Raw genomic sequence first — 21,606 nt, 5'->3', positions numbered from 1 at the left:
GCCTAGTGGCGGGCGCTGCGGTTCCCGTCGGGCTCCCGAGCGGGCACCATGGGCTGGTGCCCGAGCTGCCCGAGATCGAGGCCCTGGCCCGGTTCCTCACGTCGCGCGCCGGTGGTCGCACCGTCGCGGGCGTCGAGGTGGGCGCCATCAGCGCGCTGAAGACCTTCTCCTCGGCGCCGTCGGAGCTGGTGGGCCGGGAGGTCGCCGGGGTGGGCCGGCACGGCAAGTGGCTGGACCTGGCGACCGTCGACGGCCCGCACCTGCTGTGGCACCTCTCGCGCGCGGGCTGGGTCCGCTGGTACGACGAGGTGCCGCGCACGGTGCTCCGGCCCGGGAAGTCGCCGATCGCGCTCCGGGTGCGTCTCGACGACGGCGCGGGCTTCGACCTCACCGAGGCCGGGACCCGCAAGCGCCTCGCCGTCCACGTCGTCGCCGACCCCGAGCAGGTGGAGATGGTCGCGACCCTCGGCGTGGAGCCGACGTCGGACGAGTTCACGCCCGAGCGGCTGGGCGAGCTGCTCAGCGCGCGCAACCAGCAGCTCAAGGGCCTGCTGCGCGACCAGCGCCAGATCGCCGGCATCGGCAACGCGTACTCCGACGAGATCCTGCACGCCGCGCAGATGAGCCCCTTCGCGCTGAGCCGCTCGCTGGACGCCGAGGACGTCGCGCTGCTGCACCGCACGATCCGGGAGGTGCTCGCGGGCGCGCTGGACGCCGCGAGCGGGCGCCCCGCCGCGGAGCTCAAGGACGCCAAGCGGCGCGGCATGCAGGTGCACGGCCGGACCGGCGAGACCTGCCCCGTGTGCGGCGACACCGTCCGCGAGGTCTCGTTCGCGGACTCCTCCCTCCAGTACTGCCCCACGTGCCAGACGGGCGGCAAGCCCTTGGCCGACCGCCGCATGAGCCGCCTCCTCCGCTGACCCCCGCCCCGGCGCAGCCCGGCCGGACCACCGGCCGACCCCGCCCGCCGGCCCTCACCGCCTCCCCGCCCCGCCCGTCCCGCCGCCCCGCCCGTCCCGATGTTCGGACGCGCACAAGTGACCAGCTGGCCGCGTACGGAACGCCTCCAGGTGTCCGGATGTACGCAACGGGCTGGGCTCACGCGCCCAACGACCGCCGGAGCCGGGTGATCCAGTGCTCGGGCGCGCGCAGGTCCGCCGTCGTCCAGCGCACGACGGCGTATCCCCGCGACCGGAGGCGGTCCTCCCGGACCTTCTCGTCCCACAGGACCTCCTCGGGCGGACGGCCGGACGGGTTGGTGCGGCCGTACTTCACCCGGCCGTCGAACTCCCCGACCACTGCCGCTCCGGACCACAGGAAGTCCACGACGCCGATGAGGCCGCGCTCGTCGTGGAGCGCGACCTGGCGCTCCGCGCGGGGCATGCCGTAGGTGTCCAGGACGACCGCACTCCACGACTCCCCCGGGCTGGCCGACCCGGCCGATGCGAGGTCCGCGCAGCGCCGGGCGTGGTGGACGCCGAGGAGCCCGCTCATGCTCGCCAGCACGCGACCGAGCTCGCCGTGGGTCGTCATGCCGGCGCGCAACGCCGCGTCCGCCGCGACGACGCCGGCCACGACGCCGTCCAGGCGCGCCGCGTCCAGGGCCGCGCGGGCAGGTCCGGCCACGAGCCCGGTCGGCAGCCGGACCAGCTGGTCCGCCGGCGGGGGTGCCACCGTGCGCGTCACCGAACGGGCCGACGCACCGCCGCGCGGGTCGTGGACGACGGGGACGTGCCGCGGTCGTCCGAAGACGGGCAGCCCCAGCGCCGCGACGGCCGCGACACCGGTGAGCACGCGGTCCGGGTGCCGCTGACGCACGGCGACGGTCGTCGCGAGGAAGTCGGCCCCAGGACCGTCGTCGGCGGCCGGCAGGCGGTAGGTGTCGCGGTACAGCCTCACGACACGTCCCGCCCGGACGGCCGACGTGATGTCGCGCGCCGTGAGGCCGGCGGCGAGCAGGTGCGAGCGCCGCAGGACGCCGTCATGGGTCGCGGCGATGCTGTGCAGCTCCGCCGGCAGGAGGGTGTCGGTCATGAGCCCAGGCTCGGCGAGGGACGCGGCCGCCCGCCGCACGGACCCGCGGGCCGGTGGACGCGCCCCGCGCATGCCGCCTGTGGACGGCGCCCGCGCGCATCCGCGCACCTGGAGGCGATCCGTACGTGGCCACACGCACCGATGTGCGCATCCGAACATCCGCGCGTGCGGGGCAGGTGGGCGCGGTGGCGCGGAGGGGGCGGGAGGGTGCGGGCTAGAAGAGGACCGTGGCGTAGGTGCCGACCTGGCGGAAGCCCACGCGCTCGTAGGTGGCCAGTGCGGGGGCGTTGTAGTCGTTCACGTACAGGGAGACGAGCGGCGCGACGGTGCTCAGCGTCTGCTGCACGACGGCGGCCATGCCGTGCGCCGCGAGGCCCTGGCGGCGGCGGTCGGGGGGTACCCAGACGCCCTGCACCTGCGCGACGCCCGAGCTCACGGCCCCGAGCTCGGCCTTGAAGGCCACCTCCGGGCCGCGGGGGCCCTCGTCGAGGCGGACGAAGGACCGGCCCTCCTCGAGCAGCCCGCGCACGCGCGCCTCGTAGGCGCCGGGGCTGCCCAGCAGGGGCGAGTAGCCGACCTCCTCGACGAACATCTGCACGCACGCGGGCAGGAGCAGCGGCAGCTCGTGCGGGCTGCCGCGGCGCACGCGGGGGTCCGGCGCCACGAGCGGCGGGTGGTCGATCACCATGGACGGCTGCGCGGCGCGGACGTCGCGCGCCGGTCCCCAGGAGCGCTCGAGCCGTTCCCAGAGCCCGAGCACGGCGCCCGCCGGCCCGACGATCGACGAGCACCGGCGCCCCTGGCGCAGCGCCGTCGCGGCGAAGGCGTCGAGGGCCTGGTCGTCGGCGGGGTCGCAGACCGGGACGACGTTGGCGCCGGCCCAGCACAGCGCGACGAGCCGCCCGCCGCGCTCGACGCCCCACAGGGCCGAGCCGCCGCGCACGCTCCCGGCGGCGAGCGCGAGCTCGATCCGCGAGGCCGCGAGCACCGTCGCCACCGGGTCGAGCGCGCACAGCGCTGCGGCCGCGCGCAGGTCGACGTCGGTGACCACGGCGGGCCTCACGTCGGCGCGGCCTCGGACCATGCGGCGATTGTGCACCATGGCGCCCCGGCCGGCGCCGGAGCGCAGCCGCTCAGGACACCGAGACGACGGGGGCGCCACCCTCGGACGGCTCCATCGACTCGGCGATGCGCATCGCCTCCTCGATCAGCGTCTCGACGATCATCGCCTCGGGGACGGTCTTGACGACCTCGCCCTTGACGAAGATCTGCCCCTTGCCGTTGCCGGACGCCACCCCCAGGTCGGCCTCGCGGGCCTCGCCCGGACCGTTGACGACGCAGCCCATGACGGCGACGCGCAGCGGCACCTCGAGGCCCTCGAGCCCGGCCGTGACGCGCTCGGCGAGGGTGTAGACGTCGACCTGGGCCCGCCCGCAGGACGGGCAGGAGACGATCTCGAGCTTGCGCGGCCGCAGGTTCAGGGCCTGGAGGATCTGGATCCCGACCTTGACCTCCTCGACCGGCGGCGCGGACAGGGAGACCCGGATCGTGTCCCCGATGCCCTTGCTCAGCAGCGCGCCGAACGCGGTCGCCGACTTGATGGTGCCCTGGAACGCCGGACCCGCCTCGGTCACCCCGAGGTGCAGCGGCCAGTCGCCGCGCTCGGACAGCAGCTCGTAGGCACGCACCATGACGACGGGGTCGTTGTGCTTGACCGAGATCTTGAACTCGTGGAAGTCGTGCTCCTCGAAGAGGGACGCCTCCCACACGGCGGACTCGACCAGCGCCTCGGGCGTCGCCTTGCCGTACTTCTCGAGCAGGCGCTTGTCGAGCGAGCCGGCGTTCACGCCGATCCGGATCGATGTCCCCGCGTCCTTGGCGGCCTGGGCGATGGCGCCGACCTGGTCGTCGAACTTGCGGATGTTGCCCGGGTTGACCCGGACGGCCGCGCAGCCGGCGTCGATCGCCGCGAACACGTACTTCGGCTGGAAGTGGATGTCGGCGATGACGGGGATCTGCGACTTCCTCGCGATGATCGGCAGCGCCGCCGCGTCGTCCTCGGTGGGGCACGCGACCCGCACGATGTCGCAGCCGGACGCCGTGAGCTCCGCGATCTGCTGGAGGGTGGCGTTGATGTCGGACGTGCGCGTCGTCGTCATCGACTGCACGGACACGGGCGCGTCGCCGCCGACCGCGAGCGTGCCGACCTTGATCTTGCGGGTCGGGCGACGCGGGGCCAGGACGGGCGGCGGCGCCTCAGGCATGCCGAGGCTGATAGGGATGCTCACCGTCCCAGTATCCCCCCGCGCGGGGGTCGTCGGCCTCCGCGGCGCACGCGTCAGCCGAGCGTGACCGGCACCACGAGGTCGGCGTAGACCAGGAGCACGCCCATGACGGCGAGCAGCGCGAAGACGCCGTACGCGACGGGCATCATCCGGGCGACGTCGGCCGGCGCCGGGCGGGGCAGCCCGCGCAGGCGGGCGACCTGCCGCTTGCCGCCCTCCCACAGGGCGCCCGCGACGTGCCCGCCGTCGAGCGGCAGCAGCGGGATGAGGTTGAACACGAACAGCGCCATGTTGAGCGAGCCGACGATCGACAGCAGCGTCGAGACCTGCCACAGCGGGTCGGCGTCCGCGGCCGTCACCTCGCCCGCGAGGCGACCGACGCCCACCGGGCCGACGATCGACGTCTGGTCCCGCTCCTGCACGCCGGTCACGGCGAGCACCACGTCCCACACCCGCGCGGGCAGGGTCAGCACCACCTCGGCCGTGCCGGTGAACACCTCGCCGATCCGTGCCGGCACCGCGCTGAGCGGCTCGCGCACGAGGTCGACGGTCGGGCTCAGCCCCACGTAGCGGACCTCGTGCGTCACGACGTCGCCGGCCTCGTCGGTCACCACCTCGCCCGTGACCTCGTCGACGACCGGCCGCTCGGCCAGCACGGGGGTCAGCTCGAGCGTCGTCTCGCGCCCGTCGCGCTCGACGACGAGCGGCACGGGCGAGCCGTCGGTCCCGCGCACCGCGTCCTGGAAGTCCTGCCACGACGCGAGGGGCTGCCCGTCGAGGGAGACGAGGACGTCGCCCTCCTCGAGGCCGGCCTGGGCCGCGGGGACGGCCGGGTCCCCCGGCGCGCACTCCTCCTGATCGATCGGTCGCACGCAGTCGCCGACGACGCCCACGGTCGTGGTCAGGCCGGGGAGGCCGATGCCGGCGTACGCGACGGTCAGGACGACGGCCGCGATGAGGAAGTTCATCACCGGTCCGCCGAGCATGACCACGAGCTTCTTGGGCGTGCTCAGCCGGTAGAAGGCCCGGTGCTCCTCGCCCGGCAGCACCTCCTCGGCGCTCTGCTCGCGCACCGCGGTGACGAGCTCGCCGATGCGGCCGGGGCGGGGCTTGGCACCCACGACGTCGGCCGGGGGGAACATGCCGACGAGCCGGACGTACCCACCGAGCGGGATCGCCTTGAGCCCGTACTCGGTCTCGCCGCGGCGCCGGGACCACAGGGTCGGGCCGAAGCCGACCATGTAGGTGGGCACGCGGACGCCGAAGCGCTTGGCGGGCACCAGGTGCCCGACCTCGTGCAGCGCGATCGAGACCAGGAGCCCGACGAGCAGCACGACCAGACCGATCACGTACTCCATGAGCCGCCTTCCGTGGGTTCGGACACCATCATGCCCCGCGCGGGGACCGTCGCCGCACGCCCCACGGCCCTAGCATCGCCGCATGGGACCCGCCGCCGCGCCCGACACCGCCTGGCCCGATCTGTCCGCCCTGCACCCGCCGGACCTGCCGCAGGTGCGCCGCCTGGTGACTGAGGTGCCCGGGCCGCGGTCGCGCGAGCTCACGCGCCGGCGCGCCGCGGCCGTCGCGGCCGGCGTGAGCAGCGCCCTGCCGGTCTACGTCGACCGCGCCGGCGGCGGTGTCGTGGTGGACGTCGACGGCAACACGTTCGTGGACCTCGCCTCGGGCATCGCCGTGACGTCCGTCGGCAACGCGTCGCCCGGCGTGGTGAGCGCCGTCGCGCGGCAGGCCGCGGACTTCACCCACACGTGCTTCATGGTCGCGCCCTACGAGGAGTACGTCGCCGTGTGCGAGGCGCTCGCCCGCCTCACGCCGGGTGACCACGCCAAGCGGACCGTCCTGGTGAGCTCGGGCGCCGAGGCGGTCGAGAACGCGGTCAAGGTCGCCCGCCGGGCCACCGGGCGCGACGCCGTCGTCGTGCTCGACCACGCCTACCACGGGCGCACGAACCTCACGATGGCCATGACGTCCAAGGCGATGCCCTACAAGACGGGCTTCGGCCCGTTCGCCGGCGAGGTGTACCGGGTACCCGCCTCCTACCCCCTCCGCGAGCCGGTGCCGGTCACGGGCGAGGAGGCGGCCGCCCGCGCCGTGGCGGTCCTGGAGAAGCAGGTCGGCGCCGACCAGGTGGCCTGCGTCGTCGTCGAGCCCGTCCTGGGCGAGGGCGGGTTCGTCGTGCCGGCGCCGGGCTTCCTGCCCGCCCTCGCGCGCTGGTGCCGCGAGCACGGGGTGCTGCTCGTCGCCGACGAGGTCCAGACCGGGTTCGCGCGGACCGGCGCGATGTTCGCGTGCGAGCACGAGGGCGTCGTGCCGGACCTCGTCGCGATGGCCAAGGGCATCGCGGGCGGCCTGCCGCTCGGGGCCGTGACCGGCCGCGCCGAGCTCATGGACGCCGTCCACGCCGGCGGTCTCGGCGGCACGTACGGCGGCAACCCGATCGCGTGCGCCGCGGCGCTCGCGACGATCGAGGCCTACGAGGCGGCGGACCTGCCCGCCGCGGCCCGGCGGATCGGCGAGCTCGTGACCGAGCGCCTGCGCGCGGTCGCGTCCCGGGCGCCGCAGGTCGCCGAGGTGCGGGGCCGCGGCGCGATGCTGGCCGTCGAGCTCGTCCGGCCCGGGACGCTGGAGCCCGACCCGGCCGAGGCGGCGCGCGTCGCGGCGGCCTGCGCCGCCGACGGCGTCCTGGTCCTGACCTGCGGCACGTACGGCAACGTGGTCCGGCTCCTGCCCCCGCTCGTCATCGACCGCGCGCTGCTCGCGGACGCGCTCGACGTCCTCGAGCGGGTGCTGGTCGGCGAGCACTGACGCTCAGGCCATCGCCCCGCCGACGACGCGGTCCCGGCCGCCGGCCTTCGCGTCGTACATGAGCTCGTCGGCCCGGGCGAGCGCGACGGAGGCGCTCTCCCCCGGCCGCAGCATCGAGACGCCGAAGCTGGCGGTCACGGGCACGCCGAGGTCCGCGCCGACCTCGCGCGGCAACGACTGGCGCAGCCTCTCGGCGAGGTCGAGGGCGTCGGCGTGGGTGGCCCCCGGCGCGACGACGACGAACTCCTCGCCGCCCAGGCGCCCGACGACGGCGTCGCGCCCGGCCACGCCGCTCGCCAGGCTCGCGACCCGGCGCAGGACGTCGTCGCCCACCGCGTGGCCGTGGTCGTCGTTGATGGACTTGAACCTGTCGAGGTCGAAGTAGACGAGCGCGACGGGGTACCCGGGGCCGACGCGCGAGGACCGGAAGGACAGCTCCTCCACGAGCCGACGACGGTTCGCGACGCCGGTGAGCGCGTCGAGGTAGGCCATGTCCCGCATCTCGCTGACCTCGGCGCGCGCCTGCTGCGCCGCGACGAGGGCGAGCGCGAGCCGGGTCTTGGCCTGGGACAGCACCAGGAGCAGCACGGCGATCACGGCCAGGTAGATGCAGTAGCGCAGCACGTGCGGGACCAGGCGGGCACCGTCGTCGGCCGCGAGCGCACCGGCGGACCCCGCGGCGAACACGGCCAGCACGACCGCCCCGGCATGCACCGCGCCCTGGCGGGCCGAGAAGAACAGGTAGCCCACGATCAGGAAGATGACCATGCTGAGGAAGAACAGCGGGAAGAGCGCCGCCCAGGCGGCGTCGAGGTCCGACGCGCGGGCGAGGCCCGCGGCCATGGTCGTGATCCAGGCCAGCTCGAAGAGCACGAGCGTGATGCGCGAGAACGGGACCGCCATCGCGGGGCGGCGCACCAGGACCCAGGCGTACACGAGCAGGTAGGCGATGACCGGCGGGTAGCCGTAGCGGACCACGGGGTCCGGCTCCGGCGCGGTGAGCGCGACGACCACCATCGTCGGGATCCCGATCGCGATCGCGATCGCGATGACGTAGCGGCTCTGCTGCTGCAGGTTCCCGCGCACCACCGCACCGAGGTCGGGGGCGTGCTCCGCCCCGGCACTCGCCCGGGGGGAGGTCATCGGGTGCCGCGGCATCGCGCCAGAACGTCCTCGGCCACGTCGCGACCGTAACCCCGGCCCGCGGCCGGGTCGACCGCCCCGGTGGGTGAATTCCCCAGGTCAGGCCTCGAACGCGCTCATCACGTGCTTGATCCGCGTGTAGTCCTCGAAGCCGTACACCGACAGGTCCTTGCCGTAGCCCGAGTGCTTGAACCCGCCGTGCGGCATCTCGGCCACGAACGGGATGTGGGTGTTGATCCACACGCAGCCGAAGTCGAGCGCACGCGACATGCGCAGGGCGGTCGCGTGGTCCTTGGTCCAGACCGAGCTCGCCAGGCCGTACCGCACGCCGTTCGCCAGGGCGAGCGCCTCGGACTCGTCGCGGAACGTCTGCACCGTGATGACCGGACCGAAGATCTCGTCCTGGACCGCCTCGTCGTCCTGGCGCAGGCCGTCGACGACCGTCGCCTCGTGGAACCAGCCGACGTCGCCCTGGCGCCGCCCGCCGGCGACCACCTCGGCGTGGTCGGGCAGCCGCTCGAGGAAGCCCCTGACGCGGGCGAGCTGCACCGAGTTGTTCACGGGTCCGAAGGCGACGTCCTCGTCCGGGCGCCCCGTGCGCGTCCCGCGCGCCTGCTCGGCGAGCGCGGCGACGAAGTCGGCGTGCACCGACTCGTGCACGAGCACCCGGGTCGCGGCCGTGCAGTCCTGCCCGGCGTTGTAGAAGCCGGCGCTCGCGATGCCGGCCGCCGCCGCGGCGACGTCGGCGTCGCCGAAGACGACCACGGGCGCCTTGCCCCCGAGCTCGAGGTGGACCCGCTTGAGGTCGCGCGCCGCGGCGCCCGCCACCTCGGTGCCGGCACGCACCGAGCCGGTGATCGAGACCATCGCGGGGATGTCGTGCTCCACGAGCGCGCGGCCCGTGTCACGGTCGCCGCACACGACGTTCAGGACGCCCGGCGGCAGGAACTCCGCCGCGACCTCGGCCAGGAGCAGGGTGCTCACCGGCGTGGTGTCGGACGGCTTGAGCACGACGGTGTTCCCCGCGGCGAGCGCCGGGGCGACCTTCCACACGGCCATCATCAGGGGGTAGTTCCACGGCGTGACCTGCCCGACGACGCCGATCGGCTCGCGCCGGACCCAGGACGTGTGGCCCGCGAGGTACTCCCCAGCGCTGACGCCGTCGAGCATCCGCGCGGCCCCCGCGAAGAACCGGAGCTGGTCCACGCAGGGCGGCACCTCGTCGGTGACCGTCAGGGCGAGGGGTTTGCCGGTGTTGCGCGACTCCGCGCGCACGAAGTCGTCCGCGCGCCGCTCCACCGCGTCCGCGACCCGCAGCAGGGCGAGCTGCCGCTCGGCCGGCGTGGCGTCCCGCCAGCCCTCGAACGCCACCGCCGCGGCGCGGAGGGCGGCGTCGACGTCGGCCGCGTCCGAGACGGGCGCCGTGGCATAGACCTCCTCGGTCACCGGGTCCACGACGTCGCTCGTGCGCCCGCCCAGCGCTGGGACGTGCTGTCCGCCGACGAAGTTCTGGAGCCGGGTCACGGTCACGGTCGGTGTGCTCACGTCAGCCTCCGCAGGGGTGTGGGTCGAGCTCCTCGGCACCGTAGCGCCCTGCCCCGGCCGGTGGGGCTCCGGCACTCACACGCGGCGCTGCGCGTCCTCGAGGTAGCGCAGGACCGCGGTGACCCGGCGGTCCGCCTCGTCGTCGGGCGGCAGGTCGAGCTTCGCGAAGATGCTGCGGATGTGCTTGTGCACGGCTCCCTCCGTGACGAAGAGCCGCGCCGCGATGGCGCTGTTGCCCAGCCCCTCGGCCATCACCGCGAGCACCTCGCGCTCCCGGGTGCTGAGGCGGTCCAGCCGCGGGTCCGACCGCGTCCGCGTCAGGAGCTGGGCGACGACCTCGGGGTCGATCGCCGTGCCCCCGCCGGCCACGCGGTGCAGCGCGGCGAGGAACTCCTCGACGCGGCCGACGCGCTCCTTGAGCAGGTAGCCGAGGCCCGCGCCGCCGTGGACCAGCAGGTCCGTGGCGAAGGCCTGCTCGACGTACGCCGACAGGACGAGCACCGCGAGGCCCGGGCGGCGGCGGCGCGCCTCGACCGCGGCGCGGATCCCCTCGTCCGTGTGCGTCGGGGGCATGCGGACGTCGACGATGGCGACGTCGGGCTCGTGCTCCGCCACGGCCGCGAGGAGCTCCTGCGCGTCGGCCGCCGTCGCGACGACGTCGACCCCCTCCGCGCGCAGCAGGAGCGCCAGTCCCTCGCGCAGCAGCGCGTCGTCCTCACCGATCACGATCCGCACGGCAGGGTCACCTCCAGGGTGGTCGGCCCGCCGGGCGGGCTGGTCAGCGTGAGCACGCCGTCGTGCGCCTCAGCGCGGCGCCGGATGCCGGCGACGCCGGAGCCCGCGCCCTCGTCGGCGCCGCCGACGCCGTCGTCGCGCACCCGCACCCGGAGCCGGTCGCCGGCGAGGCCGACGTCGACGGTCACGGCGCGCGCCGCGCTGTGCTTGGCGACGTTCGTCAGCGCCTCCGCGACCGCGAAGTACGCCGTCGCCTCGACCGAGGCCGCGCACCGCACCGGCAGGTCGACCTCCAGGGCGCACGGGACGGCGCTGGACGAGGCGAGCCCGGTGAGGGCGTCCGCGAGGCTCCTGTCGGTCAGCACGGGCGGCAGGATGCTCCGGGCGACGCCCCGCAGGTCCGCGAGCGCGTCCTCCGCGGCGCCCTGGGCGCGCTCGAGGATCGCGACGGCGTCGGCGGGGTCGCGCTCGAGGGCTCGGCGGGCCGCCCCGAGGAGCACCGTGACGGCGACCAGCCGGTTCTGGGTCCCGTCGTGCAGGGAACGCTCGATCCGGCGCAGCTCGGCGACGTGCGCGTCCAGCGCGGCCGCACGGGTGGCCGTGAGCTGCACGACGCGCAGCGCGAGGTCGGCGCCCGGTCCCGCGGGCAGCAGGCGCCGGCCGGGCCACGCCTGGATCCGCGCGAGCACGGGCAGCAGCACGAACGCGGCGACCACCCACGCCAGGCCCATGAGTGCCACGAGGAGAGCGTCACCGTCGTCGTGCACCCGGAGGTAGGTCATGGTCCCGTTCGCCGCCTCGGCCTCGACGGCGCGCCACCACAGCGGGAACGTGACGTCCCGCACCGCGCTGAACGGGATGGTGATGCCCACGAGCCCCAGTCCCAGGCCGACCGTCGCGTGCAGCGCCACCCACGCGATCTCGCGCCGCACGTCCCGGTCGGCGAGCGCGGCGCGCAGCCCTGCGGGCACCGCTCCCGGACCGACGAGGGCGTCACCCGTGAGCGACAGCCGCGCACGCTCGCGGTCGGCCACGGCGCGCACGCCGCGCAGCGCGCTCGGGGCGAGCACCACACCGACACCCACCAGGCACAGCACGGCGGTGGCCGCGAGCCAGAGGAGCGCCAGGAACGCGAGCACGCCGGTCGCGAGCCCGCCGACGAGGTCTTCCAGCGCGTCCAGGGTCCGGGCGACCCGGCCGCGCGAGCGGGCGTGCTGGTCCATGGCCACCTCCTCCGAGCGCCGACCCTAGGCCACACGCGGCGCCGCGGAGCGGCGGCGGGCAGAAGGTGCAGCCTGCTGCACCACGGTCCGGGCGCGGGCTGGATCGTAGCGCCGCCCCGCCCCACCTAGCGTGGTCGGTACCAGCCAGACGACCTCAGGAGAACCCCGTGAACGACCTCGACACCCTCACCACAGCCCAGCACGGCACCGCTCCCCTGGCCGCCGCGCCGCGACGCGACGGCGTGCTGCGTCCCGTGCTGTGGCTGACGCTCCTGGCGCTCGCCGTGGCGAACGTGACCACCTCGGTCGCCGGCCTCGTCGCGGTGAGCGTCCCGCTCGGCCTCGGCGTGCTGGCCTGCGTCGCGGCGCTCGTCGTGCACCACCGCCGGACGCGCTCGTGAGCGCCGGGCGGGCGCGGGCCTGAGACCCGCCCGCCTCAGCGCCGGGCGAGCAGCTCGTGGGTGCGGGCGCGCGCCCAGCGCTCGGCGTCGAGGACGTCCGCGAGGGTCGGCTCCGCCCGCCCGTCGTGCTCGCCGACGACGCGCGCGACGGTGTCGACGATGTCGAGGAACCCGATGCGCCCGGCCAGGAACGCCTCGACGCACTCCTCGTTGGCGGCGTTGAGCACCGCGGGGTGCGTCGGGGACGCGGCGACCGCGTCGCGCGCGAGGCGCAGCGCCGGGAACACCTCGTCGTCGAGCGGCTCGAAGGTCCACGCCGTGGGCGCCGACCAGTCGCACGGCGGCGTCACGGGGTCCAGCCGGTCCGGCCAGGACAGCCCCAGCGCGATCGGCAGCCGCATGTCCGGCGGGGAGGCCTGGGCGATCGTCGAGCCGTCGACGAACTCGACCATCGAGTGGACCACCGACTGCGGGTGCACCACGACCGTGATGTCGTCCACCGGCACGTCGAAGAGCAGGTGGGCCTCGATGAGCTCGAGGCCCTTGTTCATCAGCGTCGCCGAGTTGATCGTCACGACGGGGCCCATGCTCCAGGTCGGGTGGGCGAGCGCCTCCTGCGGCGAGACGGGCTTGAGCTCGTCGCGGCTGCGACCGCGGAACGGCCCGCCCGACGCCGTCAGGACGAGCCGGCGCACCTCCGCCCGGCTGCCCGAGCGCAGGCACTGGGCGATCGCGGAGTGCTCGGAGTCCACCGGGACCACCTGGTCGGGCCGCCGCTGCGCGGCCCGGACGAGCGCGCCGCCGACGACGAGCGACTCCTTGTTGGCGAGCGCGAGCGTGCTGCCCGCCTCGAGCGCCGCGAGCGTCGGCCCGAGGCCGACGGAGCCCGTGATCCCGTTGAGCACGACGTCGGCACCGCGGCCCGCGAGGGTCGTCGCCGCGTCGGGTCCGGTGAGCAGCTCGAGGCCGACGGCGGGGACGCCGCGCTCGGCGGCCAGCCGGGTGACCTCCTCGAGCACGCGGAACCCCGCCCCCGGGTCGGCGACGGCCACGGCGGTCACGCCGAGGGTCAGCACCTGGTCGGCGAGCGCCCGGGGGTCGCTGCCGCCCGCACTGAGCCCGACCACCTGGAACCGGTCCGGGTGGCGTCGCACGACGTCGACCGCCTGCGTCCCGATGGATCCGGTCGAGCCGAGCAGTGTCACGGTGCGCATCACGCGCCCAGTCTCCCAGGCCGGGGCCGGCGGGCGGCGCGCCTGCGCGGCGCGCGCGTCACTCGACGCCGAGGAGCACCTCGACCGCGCGCTCGACGAAGGCGTCGACCGGCCCCTCCGCGTAGGCCTTGGCACCCCGCGCCGGGCGGAACGTGGCCGTGCGGAGCTCCTCGGACGTCAGGCTCTGGCCGTGGTCGAAGTAGTCCACCAGGCGGCGGCACAGCTCGTCGACGTCCTCGGGCCGGTAGCCCTGCACGCCGCGCGCCGCCGGCGCGAACCGCTCCCCGTCGGGCCGCGAGAGTCGCCCGTAGAGGGTGCGGGCCTGGGCGGCGAGGTGCTCCATCCACGCCTGCTGGCCGTGGGCGGCGACGAACTCCTGGCGCTGGCGCACCGCGAAGGCCCGCTCCAGGCGGTCCAGGGCCGCGTCCACCGAGGAGGTCACGTACCCGCCGCGGACGAGGTCGAAGGCCGCGCGCCGCACGTCGGCTCCCGACATCGGCTCCTTGGGGTCGCCGTCGTACGCGCTGCGGGCGCGCGTGAAGAACTCGTCGACCTGGTGCGGCTCGTACCCCGAGCGCAGCCTCCCGGCGGTCCGGAACATGGCCCTCGTCATGAGACCTCCTCGGCGGCGAGCTGACCGCACGCCCCGTCGATGTCGCTACCGCGTGTGTCCCGCACCGTCGTGGGGATGCCGTGCCGGCGCAGACGCGCCACGAACTCCGCCTCGACGTCGCGCTCGCTGGCCGTCCAGATCGAGCCCGGCGTCGGGTTGAGCGGGATGGGGTTGACGTGCACCCAGCCCTTGCCGCGGGCCGTGAGCTTCTCCCCCAGCAGGTCGGCGCGCCAGGCGTGGTCGTTCATGTCCTTGATCAGGGCGTACTCGATGCTCACCCGCCGGCCGGTCGCGTCGAAGTACCGGCGCGCGGCGTCGAGCGCCTCGTCGACCGTCCAGCGCGTGTTGATGGGCACCAGCTCGCTGCGCAGCGCGTCGTCCGGGGCGTGGAGCGACAGGGCGAGCGTGACCGGGATGCCCTCCTTGGCGAGCTTGTCGATCGCCGGCACGAGCCCGACGGTCGAGACGGTCACGTTGCGCGCCGAGAGCCCGAAGCCGTCCGGGGCGGGCGCGACGAACCGCCGCACCGCGTCCACCACGACGCGGTAGTTCGCCAGGGGCTCCCCCATGCCCATGAACACCAGGTTCGTCAGGCGCCCGGGGCCGCCGGCGATCTCGCCGCGGCTCAGCGCCCGGGCGGCGAGCCGGACCTGCTCGACGATCTCCGCCGTCGAGAGGTTGCGGGTCAGGCCCTGCTGCCCGGTCGCGCAGAACGGGCACGCCATGCCGCACCCCGCCTGGCTCGAGACGCACAGCGTGGAGCGCCCGGGGTAGCGCATGAGGACGGACTCGACCTTGACGTCGTCGTACAGGCGCCACAGCGTCTTGACCGTCGTGCCGCCGTCCGCCTCGAGGGTGCGGATGGGCCGCAGCAGGGTCGGGAACAGGCGCTCGACGAGCTCCTGGCGGCCCGCCTGCGGCAGGTCCGTCATGTCCGCGGGGTCGCTCGTCAGGTGCGTGTAGTAGTGCGTCGCGAGCTGCTTGGCCCGGAACGGCTTCTCGCCGAGCGCGGCGACGGCAGGCCCACGCTGCTCGGGTGCGAGGTCGGCGAAGTGCTGCGGCGGCTTGCCGCGGCGCGGCGCGGCCATCGTCAGGGTCAGGGGCGGGCGTCCGTCGGAGCCCGGTCGTACCTCGGTCATGTCACCAGCAGTCTGTCAGGCCGCGACGCCGCCGGCAGGCAACGCCACGAGGAGGAGGAGGTACACGAGCGGCGCCGTGAGCAGCATGGAGTCCAGGCGGTCCAGGACGCCGCCGTGGCCGGGCAGCAGCCGACCCATGTCCTTGAGCGCCAGGTCGCGCTTGATGAGCGACTCGGCCAGGTCGCCGAGCGTCGCGGTCAGCACCGCCGCCACGCCCAGGACGATGCCGAAGGCCGGCGACGCGTCGAGGAACAGGTGCATCCCCGCGGCGCCGACGCCGCTCGCGAGCAGGAGCGACCCGGCCAGCCCTTCCCACGACTTCTTCGGGCTGACCGAGGGCGCCAGGGGGTGCCGGCCCGCCAGGACGCCCGCGATGTAGCCGCCGGTGTCGTTGGCCACGGCGAGGAGCACGAAGAGCGCGACCCGGCCGGCGCCGTCCGGCTCCGCGAGCATCAGCATGACGAAGCCGGCCATGAAGGGGATGTACGCGGCGGCGAACGCCCCCGCCGACGCATCCCGCAGCGCCGCGGGCCCCGACCCGTCGAGCACGCGCCAGACGACGACGCCGCCGACCGTGAGCATGAACGAGACCAGCAGCGCCTCGGCGCCCGCCGTGTAGGACGAGACGAGGATGCCCGCGAGGCCGACGAGCAGCGGCAGGAGCGGCAGGTGGATGCCGCGCCGCAGGAAGGCGTGCGCGAGCTCCCACAGCGCCAGGCCGCAGGCGACGGCCGCGAGGAGGATGAAGCCCTCCTTGCGGAAGAGCAGAGACCCCGCGACCGCCGCCAGCAGCGCCAGCCCCACGCCGACGGCGAGGGGCAGGTCGCGTCCGGCGCGCGGTGTGCTCGTCACAGCGCGCGGGTGCGCCTCGAGACCGGCTGACTCACCCATCAGACCTCGAGCAGCTCGCTCTCCTTGGCCGCGAGGATCTGGTCGATGAGGTCCGTGTGGCGCTTCGTGAGCGCCTCGAGCTCCTTCTCCGCCCGCTGCACCTCGTCCTCGCCCGCCTCGCCGTCCTTGACGATGCGGTCCAGCTCCTCCTTGGCGCGACGACGGATGTTGCGCACCGAGACGCGCGCGTCCTCCGCCTTGGTCTTGGCGAGCTTGACGTAGTCGCGGCGCCGCTCCTGCGTCAGCTGCGGCAGGACGATCCGGATCATCTTGCCGTCGTTGCTCGGGTTCACGCCCAGGTCCGAGTCGCGCAGCGCACGCTCGATGTTGCCCAGCGAGGACTGGTCGAACGGGGAGACGATGATCGTGCGTGCCTCGGGCGTCGTGAACGACGCGAGCTGCTGCAGCGGCGTCGGCGCACCGTAGTAGTCGACGACGATCTTCGTGAACATCGCGGCGTTCGCACGGCCGGTGCGGATGGTCGCGAAATCCTCCTTCGCGACCTCGATCGCCTTGTCCATCTTCTCCTCGGCCTCGAGGAGGGTGTCGTCGATCACTGGTGCTCCTTCGTCCTGTCGGTCTTCGGGTCGTGCGGTGGGCCGGTGCCGCGCGGGCTCGGGCGCGTCGGAAGGACGCTCAGCCCGCGGTGAGCAGCGTCCCGATCCTCTCACCCCTCAGCGCACGGGTGACGTTGCCCGCCTCACCCATGCCGAACACGCGCATGTGCACGTCGTTGTCACGGCACAGGCTCAGCGCGGTGGCGTCCATGACCTCGAGGCCCTCGACCAGCGCCTGGGTGTAGGTCAGCTCCTCGAGCCGCACCGCCGCCGGGTCGGTGCGCGGGTCCGCCGAGTAGACGCCGTCGACGCCGTTCTTGCCCATGAGCACCTCCTGGCAGTGCGTCTCGAGCGCGCGCTGCACGGCGACCGTGTCGGTCGAGAAGTACGGCATGCCGGCGCCCGCGCCGAAGATCACGACGCGGCCCTTCTCGAGGTGCCGGATCGCACGCAGCGGGATGTACGGCTCGGCGACCTGCCCCATGGCGATGGCGGTCTGCACGCGCGTGCTGACCCCGGCCTGCTCCAGGAAGTCCTGCAGGGCCAGGCAGTTGAGGACCGTGCCGAGCATGCCCATGTAGTCGGCGCGGGCCCGGTCGAGGCCGCTCTGCGACAGCTCGGCGCCGCGGAAGAAGTTGCCTCCCCCGACGACGATCGCGACCTGGACGCCGGAGCGGACCGCCTCGGCGATCTCCACGGCCACCCGGCGCACGACGTCCGGCGCGAGGCCGATCGTGCCGCCGCCGAAGGTCTCGCCCGAGAGCTTGAGGAGCACGCGCCGCGCGGGCTGGTCTGCCACGTGGTCGTCGGGGACGACCACGGTCACGGGAGCGGGGGTCACGTTCACAGGTCCTCCAACGTCGCGTCCCGGCCCGGCACAGGGGTGTCGGGGTCGTGCCACCGCGAAGCCCCGGCGCAGCGGGACCCGGCGGGTCGTACGGGTGTGCCCACGCGGCCCGCGCCACCGAGCAGGGCTCGGACGGCGGGCCGCGTGGGCACCGTGGGTCAGGCTCCGACGCGGAAGCGGGCGAAGCCCGTGGCCGTGCCACCGGCCTCGGTCAGCACCTGGCCCACCGACTTCTTGTTCTCCTTGGCGTACGCCTGGTCGAGCAGCACGTTCTCCTTGAAGAAGCCGTTGAGGCGACCCTCGACGATCTTGCCGAGCGCGGCCTCCGGCTTGCCCTCGTTGCGCGCCGTCTCCTCGGAGATGCGGCGCTCGGCCTCGACCGTCTCGGCCGGGACCTCGTCGCGCGTGAGGTACGTCGGCGAGAACGCCGCGATGTGCATCGCGATGTCGCGCGCGACGGGCGCGCCCGCCTCGTCCGTGCCGAGCAGGACGCCGACCTGGGCCGGGAGGTCCTTGTTGACCTTGTGCAGGTACACGCTGACCACCGGCGCGGTGACCCGCGCGATGCGGCGCAGGACGACCTTCTCGCCCAGCGTCGCGGCCGTCTCGTCGATGGTCTCGGAGACCGTGCGGCCGTCGATCGTCGACGCGAGGACCGCGGCGACGTCGTCGGTGCCCGCGGCCACCGCGGCGGCGAGGACCTTCTGGGCGAGCGCGAGGAAGGTGTCGTTCTTCGCGACGAAGTCCGTCTCGGAGTTGAGCTCGATGAGCACACCCGTCTGGCCCTGCGGACCGTCGACGACCTCGGCGGCGACGAGGCCGTCGGACGCGGCCCGGCCCTCGCGCTTGCTCACGCCCTTGAGGCCCTTGACGCGGATGATCTCGAGCGCCTTCTCGGCGTCACCGTCGGCCTCGTCGAGCGCCTTCTTGACGTCGAGCATGCCGGCGCCGGTGCGCTCGCGCAGGGCCTTGATGTCAGCGGCGGTGTAGTTCGCCATGGAGTAGTCCTCTTGTCTGTCGGCGGTGTCCCGGGCGCCTCGCGGCGCCCGGGACGGTGGTCACTTGGCGCTGTCGTCCGCGGCGAGGTCGGCGGCGAGCTCGGAGACACCCTCGACCTCGGCCGCGGGGGCCGCGTCCTGGCCGGTGGGCGCACCCTGCTCCGTGGTGCCGATCGCCTCGACCGGGCTCTCCACCTCGGCCGCGGCGGCCTCGGCCGTCGCCGGCAGGTCGTCGGACACGACGGCGCTGCTCGGCTCGTGGTGGTCCCCGCGCTCGGCGACCTTGGGTTCCGTCTGCACCTCGGCACCGGCGTCGCCGGCACCGGCGAGGAGCTCGCGCTCCCACTCGGCGAGCGGCTCGGCCTCGACGGCCGGCGCACCCTCGGTGGCGCCCGTCCGGCTCGAGTGGCGGGCGATGAGGCCCTCCGCCGCGGCGTCCGCGATGACCCGCGTCAGCAGCGTGACGGCGCGGATCGCGTCGTCGTTGCCCGGGATCTGGTAGTCGACGACGTCCGGGTCGCAGTTCGTGTCGAGGATCGCGACGACCGGGATGCCGAGCTTGCGCGCCTCGTCGACGGCGAGGTGCTCCTTGTTCGTGTCGACGATCCACACGGCGGAGGGGACCTTCGCCATGTCGCGGATGCCGCCGAGCGTCTTCGAGAGCTTGTCGCGCTCGCGACGCATGATCAGGAGCTCCTTCTTGGTGAAGGCGCTGCCCGCGACGTCGTCGAAGTCGATCTCCTCGAGCTCCTTGAGGCGCTGGAGCCGCTTGTTGACCGTCTGGAAGTTGGTGAGCATGCCACCGAGCCAGCGCTGGTTCACGTACGGCATGCCGACGCGCGCGGCCTGCTCGGCGACGGGCTCCTGCGCCTGCTTCTTGGTGCCGACGAAGAGGATCGTCCCGCCGTGGGCGACCGTCTCCTTGACGAACTCGTAGGCGCGGTCGATGTAACCCAGCGACTGCTGGAGGTCGACGATGTAGATGCCGTTGCGCTCGGTGAGGATGAACCGCTTCATCTTCGGGTTCCAGCGGCGGGTCTGGTGCCCGAAGTGGACACCGCTCTCGAGCATCTGGCGCATGGTCACGACGGCCATGGCACGTCCTTCCGGCGCGACCCGTCGGGGTCGCGCGAATGCAGGCGGGCCGCGCGCACACGGCGCGGTCCGCAATCCGGTTGTCGGCGCCGGCCGGGTGACCGGACGCCCCTGGCGCCACGCGGTACCGACACCGGGCTGCCCACCGGCGTGCCGGCGTGAGCTGGCACTGGTGCTGGACGAGCAGATCCGGACCGTCGTCGGCACACGCACCCCCGGCCGGACAGGTCCGATGGGGGCTGGTGGCGCGCGATGTCACCCGGCGGACCGGGTGCGACGACCATCGTACCCGACCACGGACGGGCCGCCGCGACCGGTGCCTGGTCTCGCCGTCCGCCGGATCCCCAGGCCGGCCACCCGCGCCCGGTCCACAGGCCCGAGGGTCCCGCCCCCACGGCGGCGCGCGTCCACGGCACCGTCGCGGGCATGACGACGCCGCCGCGACGCCCCGGACCGATGCCCGACCCGCTCCCGCTCCCGCACCCCACCGGTACGCGGGTCCGCGCCCGGCCGGCGCGCCGCTCCGCCGCTGCTCGGCGTCCGCTCGTGCTCGCGCTCGCCCTCGCGCTCGCGTGCGCGGGCGCTGCGGCTGCACCGGTCGCCGGTACGCCGGCTCCGCCGAGCACCGGGCCCCCGCGTGCCGCCGGTGGCGCACGCCCCGCCCCCACCGGCCTCCCGGGCGTGGCCGCCGTCGTGGCGCGCCTGGCCCACCTCACGGACGCGGCACCACCGTCCGTCGCGCCGGGATGGACCCCGCCCGTCGCGCCGGCCGCGCTGCGCGCGCGGTTCGACCCGCCCGCCGAGCGCTGGTCCGCCGGGCACCGGGGCGTCGACCTGGACGCCCCGGCCGGCACGGCGGTGCTCGCGCCCGCCGCGGGGACGGTCGTGGTCGCCGGCGTCGTGGTGGACCGCGGGGTCGTGACGCTCCAGCACGACGACGGGCTCCGCTCGAGCCTGGAGCCCGTCACGGGTGCGCCCGCCGTGGGCACCCGGGTCGCACCGGGCGACGTCGTGGGGCGCGTGCAGGACGGGCCGGCGCGCTCCCACTGCACGCCGCGGTGCCTGCACTGGGGCGTGCGGGACGGCGAGGTCTACGTCGACCCGCTGGGGCTCCTCCCGGGAGGGGGACCCGTGGTCCTGCTGCCCGGCCCGGTCCGGGGCACGGCGTGACCGGGCGCCGCCGTCGCGCCGGACCGTCAGACCCGGTCCTGCTCCTGGAGGGTGGTGCGCAGCCGCAGCATCGCCGCGGTGTGCATCTGGGAGATCCGGGACTCCGTGACGCCGAGGATGCGGCCGATCTCCGCGAGGGTCATGCCCTCGTAGTAGTACAGGACCAGCACGAGCTTCTCGCGCTCGCCGAGCCGCTCGATCGCCCGCGCCAGGACGATCTTCATCTCCTGCGCCTCGACGTTGCCGACCGGGTCGGGCGCGCCCGGGTCCTCCAGGGTGTCGAGCAGCGAGAGGGAGTCACCGCGATCCGAGCCGCCGCCGAGCATCTCGTCGAGGGCAGCGACGTTGACCGTCGACAGCTGGGTGAAGACGGCGCGCAGCTCCACCACGCCGATCTCCAGGCGCGCCGCGACCTCCTGCTCCGTGGGCGGCCGGCGCAGCTCGCCCTCGAGCTCGGCGAACGCGCGGTCCACGGCGCGGGCCTTGGTGCGCACGGACCGCGGGATCCAGTCGATGGCGCGGAGCTCGTCGATGATGGCCCCGCGGACGCGCGAGCTGGCGTAGGTCTCGAACTTGACCGCGCGGTCCGTCTCGAACTTCTCGATCGCGTCGATGAGGCCGAACATCCCGTAGGACACGAGGTCCGCCTGCTCGACCATGCTGGGCAGCCCGGCCCCCACGCGCGCGGCCACCATCGTCACCAGCGGCGCGTAGTGCAGGATCAGTCGCTCGCGCGCGCCGCGGTCGCCGGTCTCCTTGAACACGGCCCACAGCGAGCTGATGCGGATGGCGTCCTCGGCGGCGCCCTCGGCGTGCGGGCGCGGGACGACATCGCCCGAAGGGCGCGTGCTCCTCGGTGACCGGGTCCGGGACTCTGCTGCCATCACTGGGTC

At 74.6% G+C, this 21,606-nt stretch carries 21 protein-coding genes; 4 read left to right on the top strand and 17 right to left on the bottom strand.

The window, feature by feature from the left end; all coding sequences use genetic code 11:
* Positions 1-56: 56 nt before the first annotated feature.
* Positions 57-920: an Fpg/Nei family DNA glycosylase gene (locus H2O74_RS06095; RefSeq protein ID WP_182113581.1), complete on the top strand. Its 864-nt coding sequence runs from the start codon at positions 57-59 to the stop codon at positions 918-920.
* A gap of 178 nt (positions 921-1,098) precedes the next feature.
* Here H2O74_RS06095 and H2O74_RS06090 read toward each other — a convergent pair whose 3' ends face one another.
* The 4 genes from H2O74_RS06090 to H2O74_RS06075 all read right to left on the bottom strand — a co-directional run bounded on the left by H2O74_RS06090 (position 1,099) and on the right by H2O74_RS06075 (position 5,677).
* Positions 1,099-2,034, bottom strand: coding sequence for a type IV toxin-antitoxin system AbiEi family antitoxin domain-containing protein (locus tag H2O74_RS06090; RefSeq protein WP_182113580.1), 936 nt, complete (start codon positions 2,032-2,034; stop codon positions 1,099-1,101).
* Between the two features lie 214 nt (positions 2,035-2,248).
* Positions 2,249-3,118, bottom strand: coding sequence for a GNAT family N-acetyltransferase (locus H2O74_RS06085; RefSeq protein ID WP_182113579.1), 870 nt, complete (start codon positions 3,116-3,118; stop codon positions 2,249-2,251).
* Positions 3,119-3,167: 49 nt separating this feature from the next.
* Entirely contained in the window at positions 3,168-4,298 is a 1,131-nt protein-coding gene (gene ispG, locus H2O74_RS06080; protein ID WP_182114094.1) for a flavodoxin-dependent (E)-4-hydroxy-3-methylbut-2-enyl-diphosphate synthase, read from the bottom strand.
* A gap of 74 nt (positions 4,299-4,372) precedes the next feature.
* Positions 4,373-5,677, bottom strand: coding sequence for an RIP metalloprotease (locus tag H2O74_RS06075; RefSeq protein ID WP_182113578.1), 1,305 nt, complete (start codon positions 5,675-5,677; stop codon positions 4,373-4,375).
* Positions 5,678-5,759: 82 nt separating this feature from the next.
* Here H2O74_RS06075 and gabT point away from each other — a divergent pair, with 82 nt between their 5' ends.
* Positions 5,760-7,142, top strand: a complete 1,383-nt coding sequence (gene gabT, locus H2O74_RS06070) for a 4-aminobutyrate--2-oxoglutarate transaminase (protein ID WP_182113577.1) — start codon at positions 5,760-5,762, stop codon at positions 7,140-7,142.
* Positions 7,143-7,145: 3 nt separating this feature from the next.
* Here the strand turns inward: gabT and H2O74_RS06065 are convergent, their stop codons facing one another.
* From H2O74_RS06065 to H2O74_RS06050, 4 genes are all read right to left on the bottom strand, one after another.
* Positions 7,146-8,285 (bottom strand): diguanylate cyclase, encoded by a 1,140-nt coding sequence (locus H2O74_RS06065; RefSeq protein ID WP_182113576.1) that lies wholly within the window; start codon positions 8,283-8,285, stop codon positions 7,146-7,148.
* 99 nt (positions 8,286-8,384) lie between these two features.
* Positions 8,385-9,830, bottom strand: a complete 1,446-nt coding sequence (locus H2O74_RS06060) for a gamma-aminobutyraldehyde dehydrogenase (RefSeq protein WP_370525840.1) — start codon at positions 9,828-9,830, stop codon at positions 8,385-8,387.
* Positions 9,831-9,905: 75 nt separating this feature from the next.
* The gene (locus H2O74_RS06055) at positions 9,906-10,565 is read right to left on the bottom strand and encodes a response regulator transcription factor (protein ID WP_182113575.1); all 660 of its coding nucleotides are present in this window, start codon (positions 10,563-10,565) and stop codon (positions 9,906-9,908) included.
* Complete coding sequence (locus H2O74_RS06050) at positions 10,553-11,788, bottom strand: sensor histidine kinase (protein WP_182113574.1); 1,236 nt, start codon at positions 11,786-11,788, stop codon at positions 10,553-10,555. The genes H2O74_RS06055 and H2O74_RS06050 overlap by 13 nt, the downstream gene beginning before the upstream one ends.
* Before the next feature lie 167 nt (positions 11,789-11,955).
* Between H2O74_RS06050 and H2O74_RS06045 the strand changes: the two genes are divergently transcribed.
* Positions 11,956-12,189 carry a hypothetical protein gene (locus H2O74_RS06045; protein WP_182114357.1) on the top strand — a complete coding sequence of 78 codons (234 nt, stop codon included), beginning with the start codon at positions 11,956-11,958 and terminating at the stop codon, positions 12,187-12,189.
* 35 nt (positions 12,190-12,224) lie between these two features.
* Here the strand turns inward: H2O74_RS06045 and dxr are convergent, their stop codons facing one another.
* From dxr to rpsB, 8 genes are all read right to left on the bottom strand, one after another.
* Complete coding sequence (gene dxr / locus H2O74_RS06040) at positions 12,225-13,403, bottom strand: 1-deoxy-D-xylulose-5-phosphate reductoisomerase (protein WP_182114092.1); 1,179 nt, start codon at positions 13,401-13,403, stop codon at positions 12,225-12,227.
* A gap of 58 nt (positions 13,404-13,461) precedes the next feature.
* Positions 13,462-14,016, bottom strand: coding sequence for a DivIVA domain-containing protein (locus tag H2O74_RS06035; protein ID WP_182113573.1), 555 nt, complete (start codon positions 14,014-14,016; stop codon positions 13,462-13,464).
* The gene (gene rlmN, locus H2O74_RS06030) at positions 14,013-15,104 is read right to left on the bottom strand and encodes a 23S rRNA (adenine(2503)-C(2))-methyltransferase RlmN (RefSeq protein WP_182114091.1); all 1,092 of its coding nucleotides are present in this window, start codon (positions 15,102-15,104) and stop codon (positions 14,013-14,015) included. Before rlmN ends, H2O74_RS06035 begins: the two co-directional genes overlap by 4 nt.
* Before the next feature lie 66 nt (positions 15,105-15,170).
* A complete protein-coding gene (locus tag H2O74_RS06025; protein WP_182113572.1) occupies positions 15,171-16,046 on the bottom strand; it encodes a phosphatidate cytidylyltransferase in 876 nt (291 codons plus the stop codon).
* Positions 16,046-16,603 carry a ribosome recycling factor gene (gene frr / locus H2O74_RS06020; RefSeq protein ID WP_182113571.1) on the bottom strand — a complete coding sequence of 186 codons (558 nt, stop codon included), beginning with the start codon at positions 16,601-16,603 and terminating at the stop codon, positions 16,046-16,048. The genes H2O74_RS06025 and frr overlap by 1 nt, the downstream gene beginning before the upstream one ends.
* 79 nt (positions 16,604-16,682) lie before the next feature.
* Positions 16,683-17,444, bottom strand: a complete 762-nt coding sequence (gene pyrH / locus H2O74_RS06015) for a UMP kinase (protein WP_255491813.1) — start codon at positions 17,442-17,444, stop codon at positions 16,683-16,685.
* Positions 17,445-17,608: 164 nt separating this feature from the next.
* The gene (gene tsf, locus H2O74_RS06010; protein ID WP_182113570.1) at positions 17,609-18,448 is read right to left on the bottom strand and encodes a translation elongation factor Ts; all 840 of its coding nucleotides are present in this window, start codon (positions 18,446-18,448) and stop codon (positions 17,609-17,611) included.
* 60 nt (positions 18,449-18,508) lie between these two features.
* A complete protein-coding gene (rpsB, locus tag H2O74_RS06005; protein ID WP_182113569.1) occupies positions 18,509-19,543 on the bottom strand; it encodes a 30S ribosomal protein S2 in 1,035 nt (344 codons plus the stop codon).
* A gap of 426 nt (positions 19,544-19,969) precedes the next feature.
* Between rpsB and H2O74_RS06000 the strand changes: the two genes are divergently transcribed.
* Positions 19,970-20,713 (top strand): M23 family metallopeptidase, encoded by a 744-nt coding sequence (locus H2O74_RS06000; RefSeq protein WP_255491812.1) that lies wholly within the window; start codon positions 19,970-19,972, stop codon positions 20,711-20,713.
* 26 nt (positions 20,714-20,739) lie between these two features.
* On the opposite strand, the gene whiG is transcribed toward H2O74_RS06000, so the two are convergent.
* On the bottom strand, positions 20,740-21,597 hold the full coding sequence (gene whiG / locus H2O74_RS05995) for an RNA polymerase sigma factor WhiG (RefSeq protein WP_182113568.1): 858 nt from the start codon (positions 21,595-21,597) through the stop codon (positions 20,740-20,742).
* Positions 21,598-21,606 lie beyond the last annotated feature (9 nt).

This window comes from Actinotalea sp. JY-7876, assembly GCF_014042015.1.
Taxonomy (GTDB): domain Bacteria; phylum Actinomycetota; class Actinomycetes; order Actinomycetales; family Cellulomonadaceae; genus Actinotalea.
The sequence above is the reverse complement of the archived record's forward strand: the minus strand, read 5'-3'. Positions and strand labels throughout refer to the sequence as shown.

What these genes read in the sequence shown, in the direction of transcription:
- H2O74_RS06085 (WP_182113579.1), bottom strand. Translation starts at nt 3,118, where the DNA reads ATGGTCCGAGGCCGCGCCGACGTGAGGCCCGCCGTGGTCACCGACGTC.
- ispG (WP_182114094.1), bottom strand. Translation starts at nt 4,298, where the DNA reads ATGCCTGAGGCGCCGCCGCCCGTCCTGGCCCCGCGTCGCCCGACCCGC.
- H2O74_RS06025 (WP_182113572.1), bottom strand. Translation starts at nt 16,046, where the DNA reads ATGGGTGAGTCAGCCGGTCTCGAGGCGCACCCGCGCGCTGTGACGAGC.
- H2O74_RS06000 (WP_255491812.1), top strand. Translation starts at nt 19,970, where the DNA reads ATGACGACGCCGCCGCGACGCCCCGGACCGATGCCCGACCCGCTCCCG.
- H2O74_RS06090 (WP_182113580.1), bottom strand. Translation starts at nt 2,034, where the DNA reads ATGACCGACACCCTCCTGCCGGCGGAGCTGCACAGCATCGCCGCGACC.
- H2O74_RS06035 (WP_182113573.1), bottom strand. Translation starts at nt 14,016, where the DNA reads ATGACGAGGGCCATGTTCCGGACCGCCGGGAGGCTGCGCTCGGGGTAC.
- tsf (WP_182113570.1), bottom strand. Translation starts at nt 18,448, where the DNA reads ATGGCGAACTACACCGCCGCTGACATCAAGGCCCTGCGCGAGCGCACC.
- dxr (WP_182114092.1), bottom strand. Translation starts at nt 13,403, where the DNA reads ATGCGCACCGTGACACTGCTCGGCTCGACCGGATCCATCGGGACGCAG.
- whiG (WP_182113568.1), bottom strand. Translation starts at nt 21,597, where the DNA reads ATGGCAGCAGAGTCCCGGACCCGGTCACCGAGGAGCACGCGCCCTTCG.
- H2O74_RS06050 (WP_182113574.1), bottom strand. Translation starts at nt 11,788, where the DNA reads ATGGACCAGCACGCCCGCTCGCGCGGCCGGGTCGCCCGGACCCTGGAC.
- rpsB (WP_182113569.1), bottom strand. Translation starts at nt 19,543, where the DNA reads ATGGCCGTCGTGACCATGCGCCAGATGCTCGAGAGCGGTGTCCACTTC.
- rlmN (WP_182114091.1), bottom strand. Translation starts at nt 15,104, where the DNA reads ATGGCCGCGCCGCGCCGCGGCAAGCCGCCGCAGCACTTCGCCGACCTC.
- H2O74_RS06075 (WP_182113578.1), bottom strand. Translation starts at nt 5,677, where the DNA reads ATGGAGTACGTGATCGGTCTGGTCGTGCTGCTCGTCGGGCTCCTGGTC.
- H2O74_RS06065 (WP_182113576.1), bottom strand. Translation starts at nt 8,285, where the DNA reads ATGACCTCCCCCCGGGCGAGTGCCGGGGCGGAGCACGCCCCCGACCTC.
- gabT (WP_182113577.1), top strand. Translation starts at nt 5,760, where the DNA reads ATGGGACCCGCCGCCGCGCCCGACACCGCCTGGCCCGATCTGTCCGCC.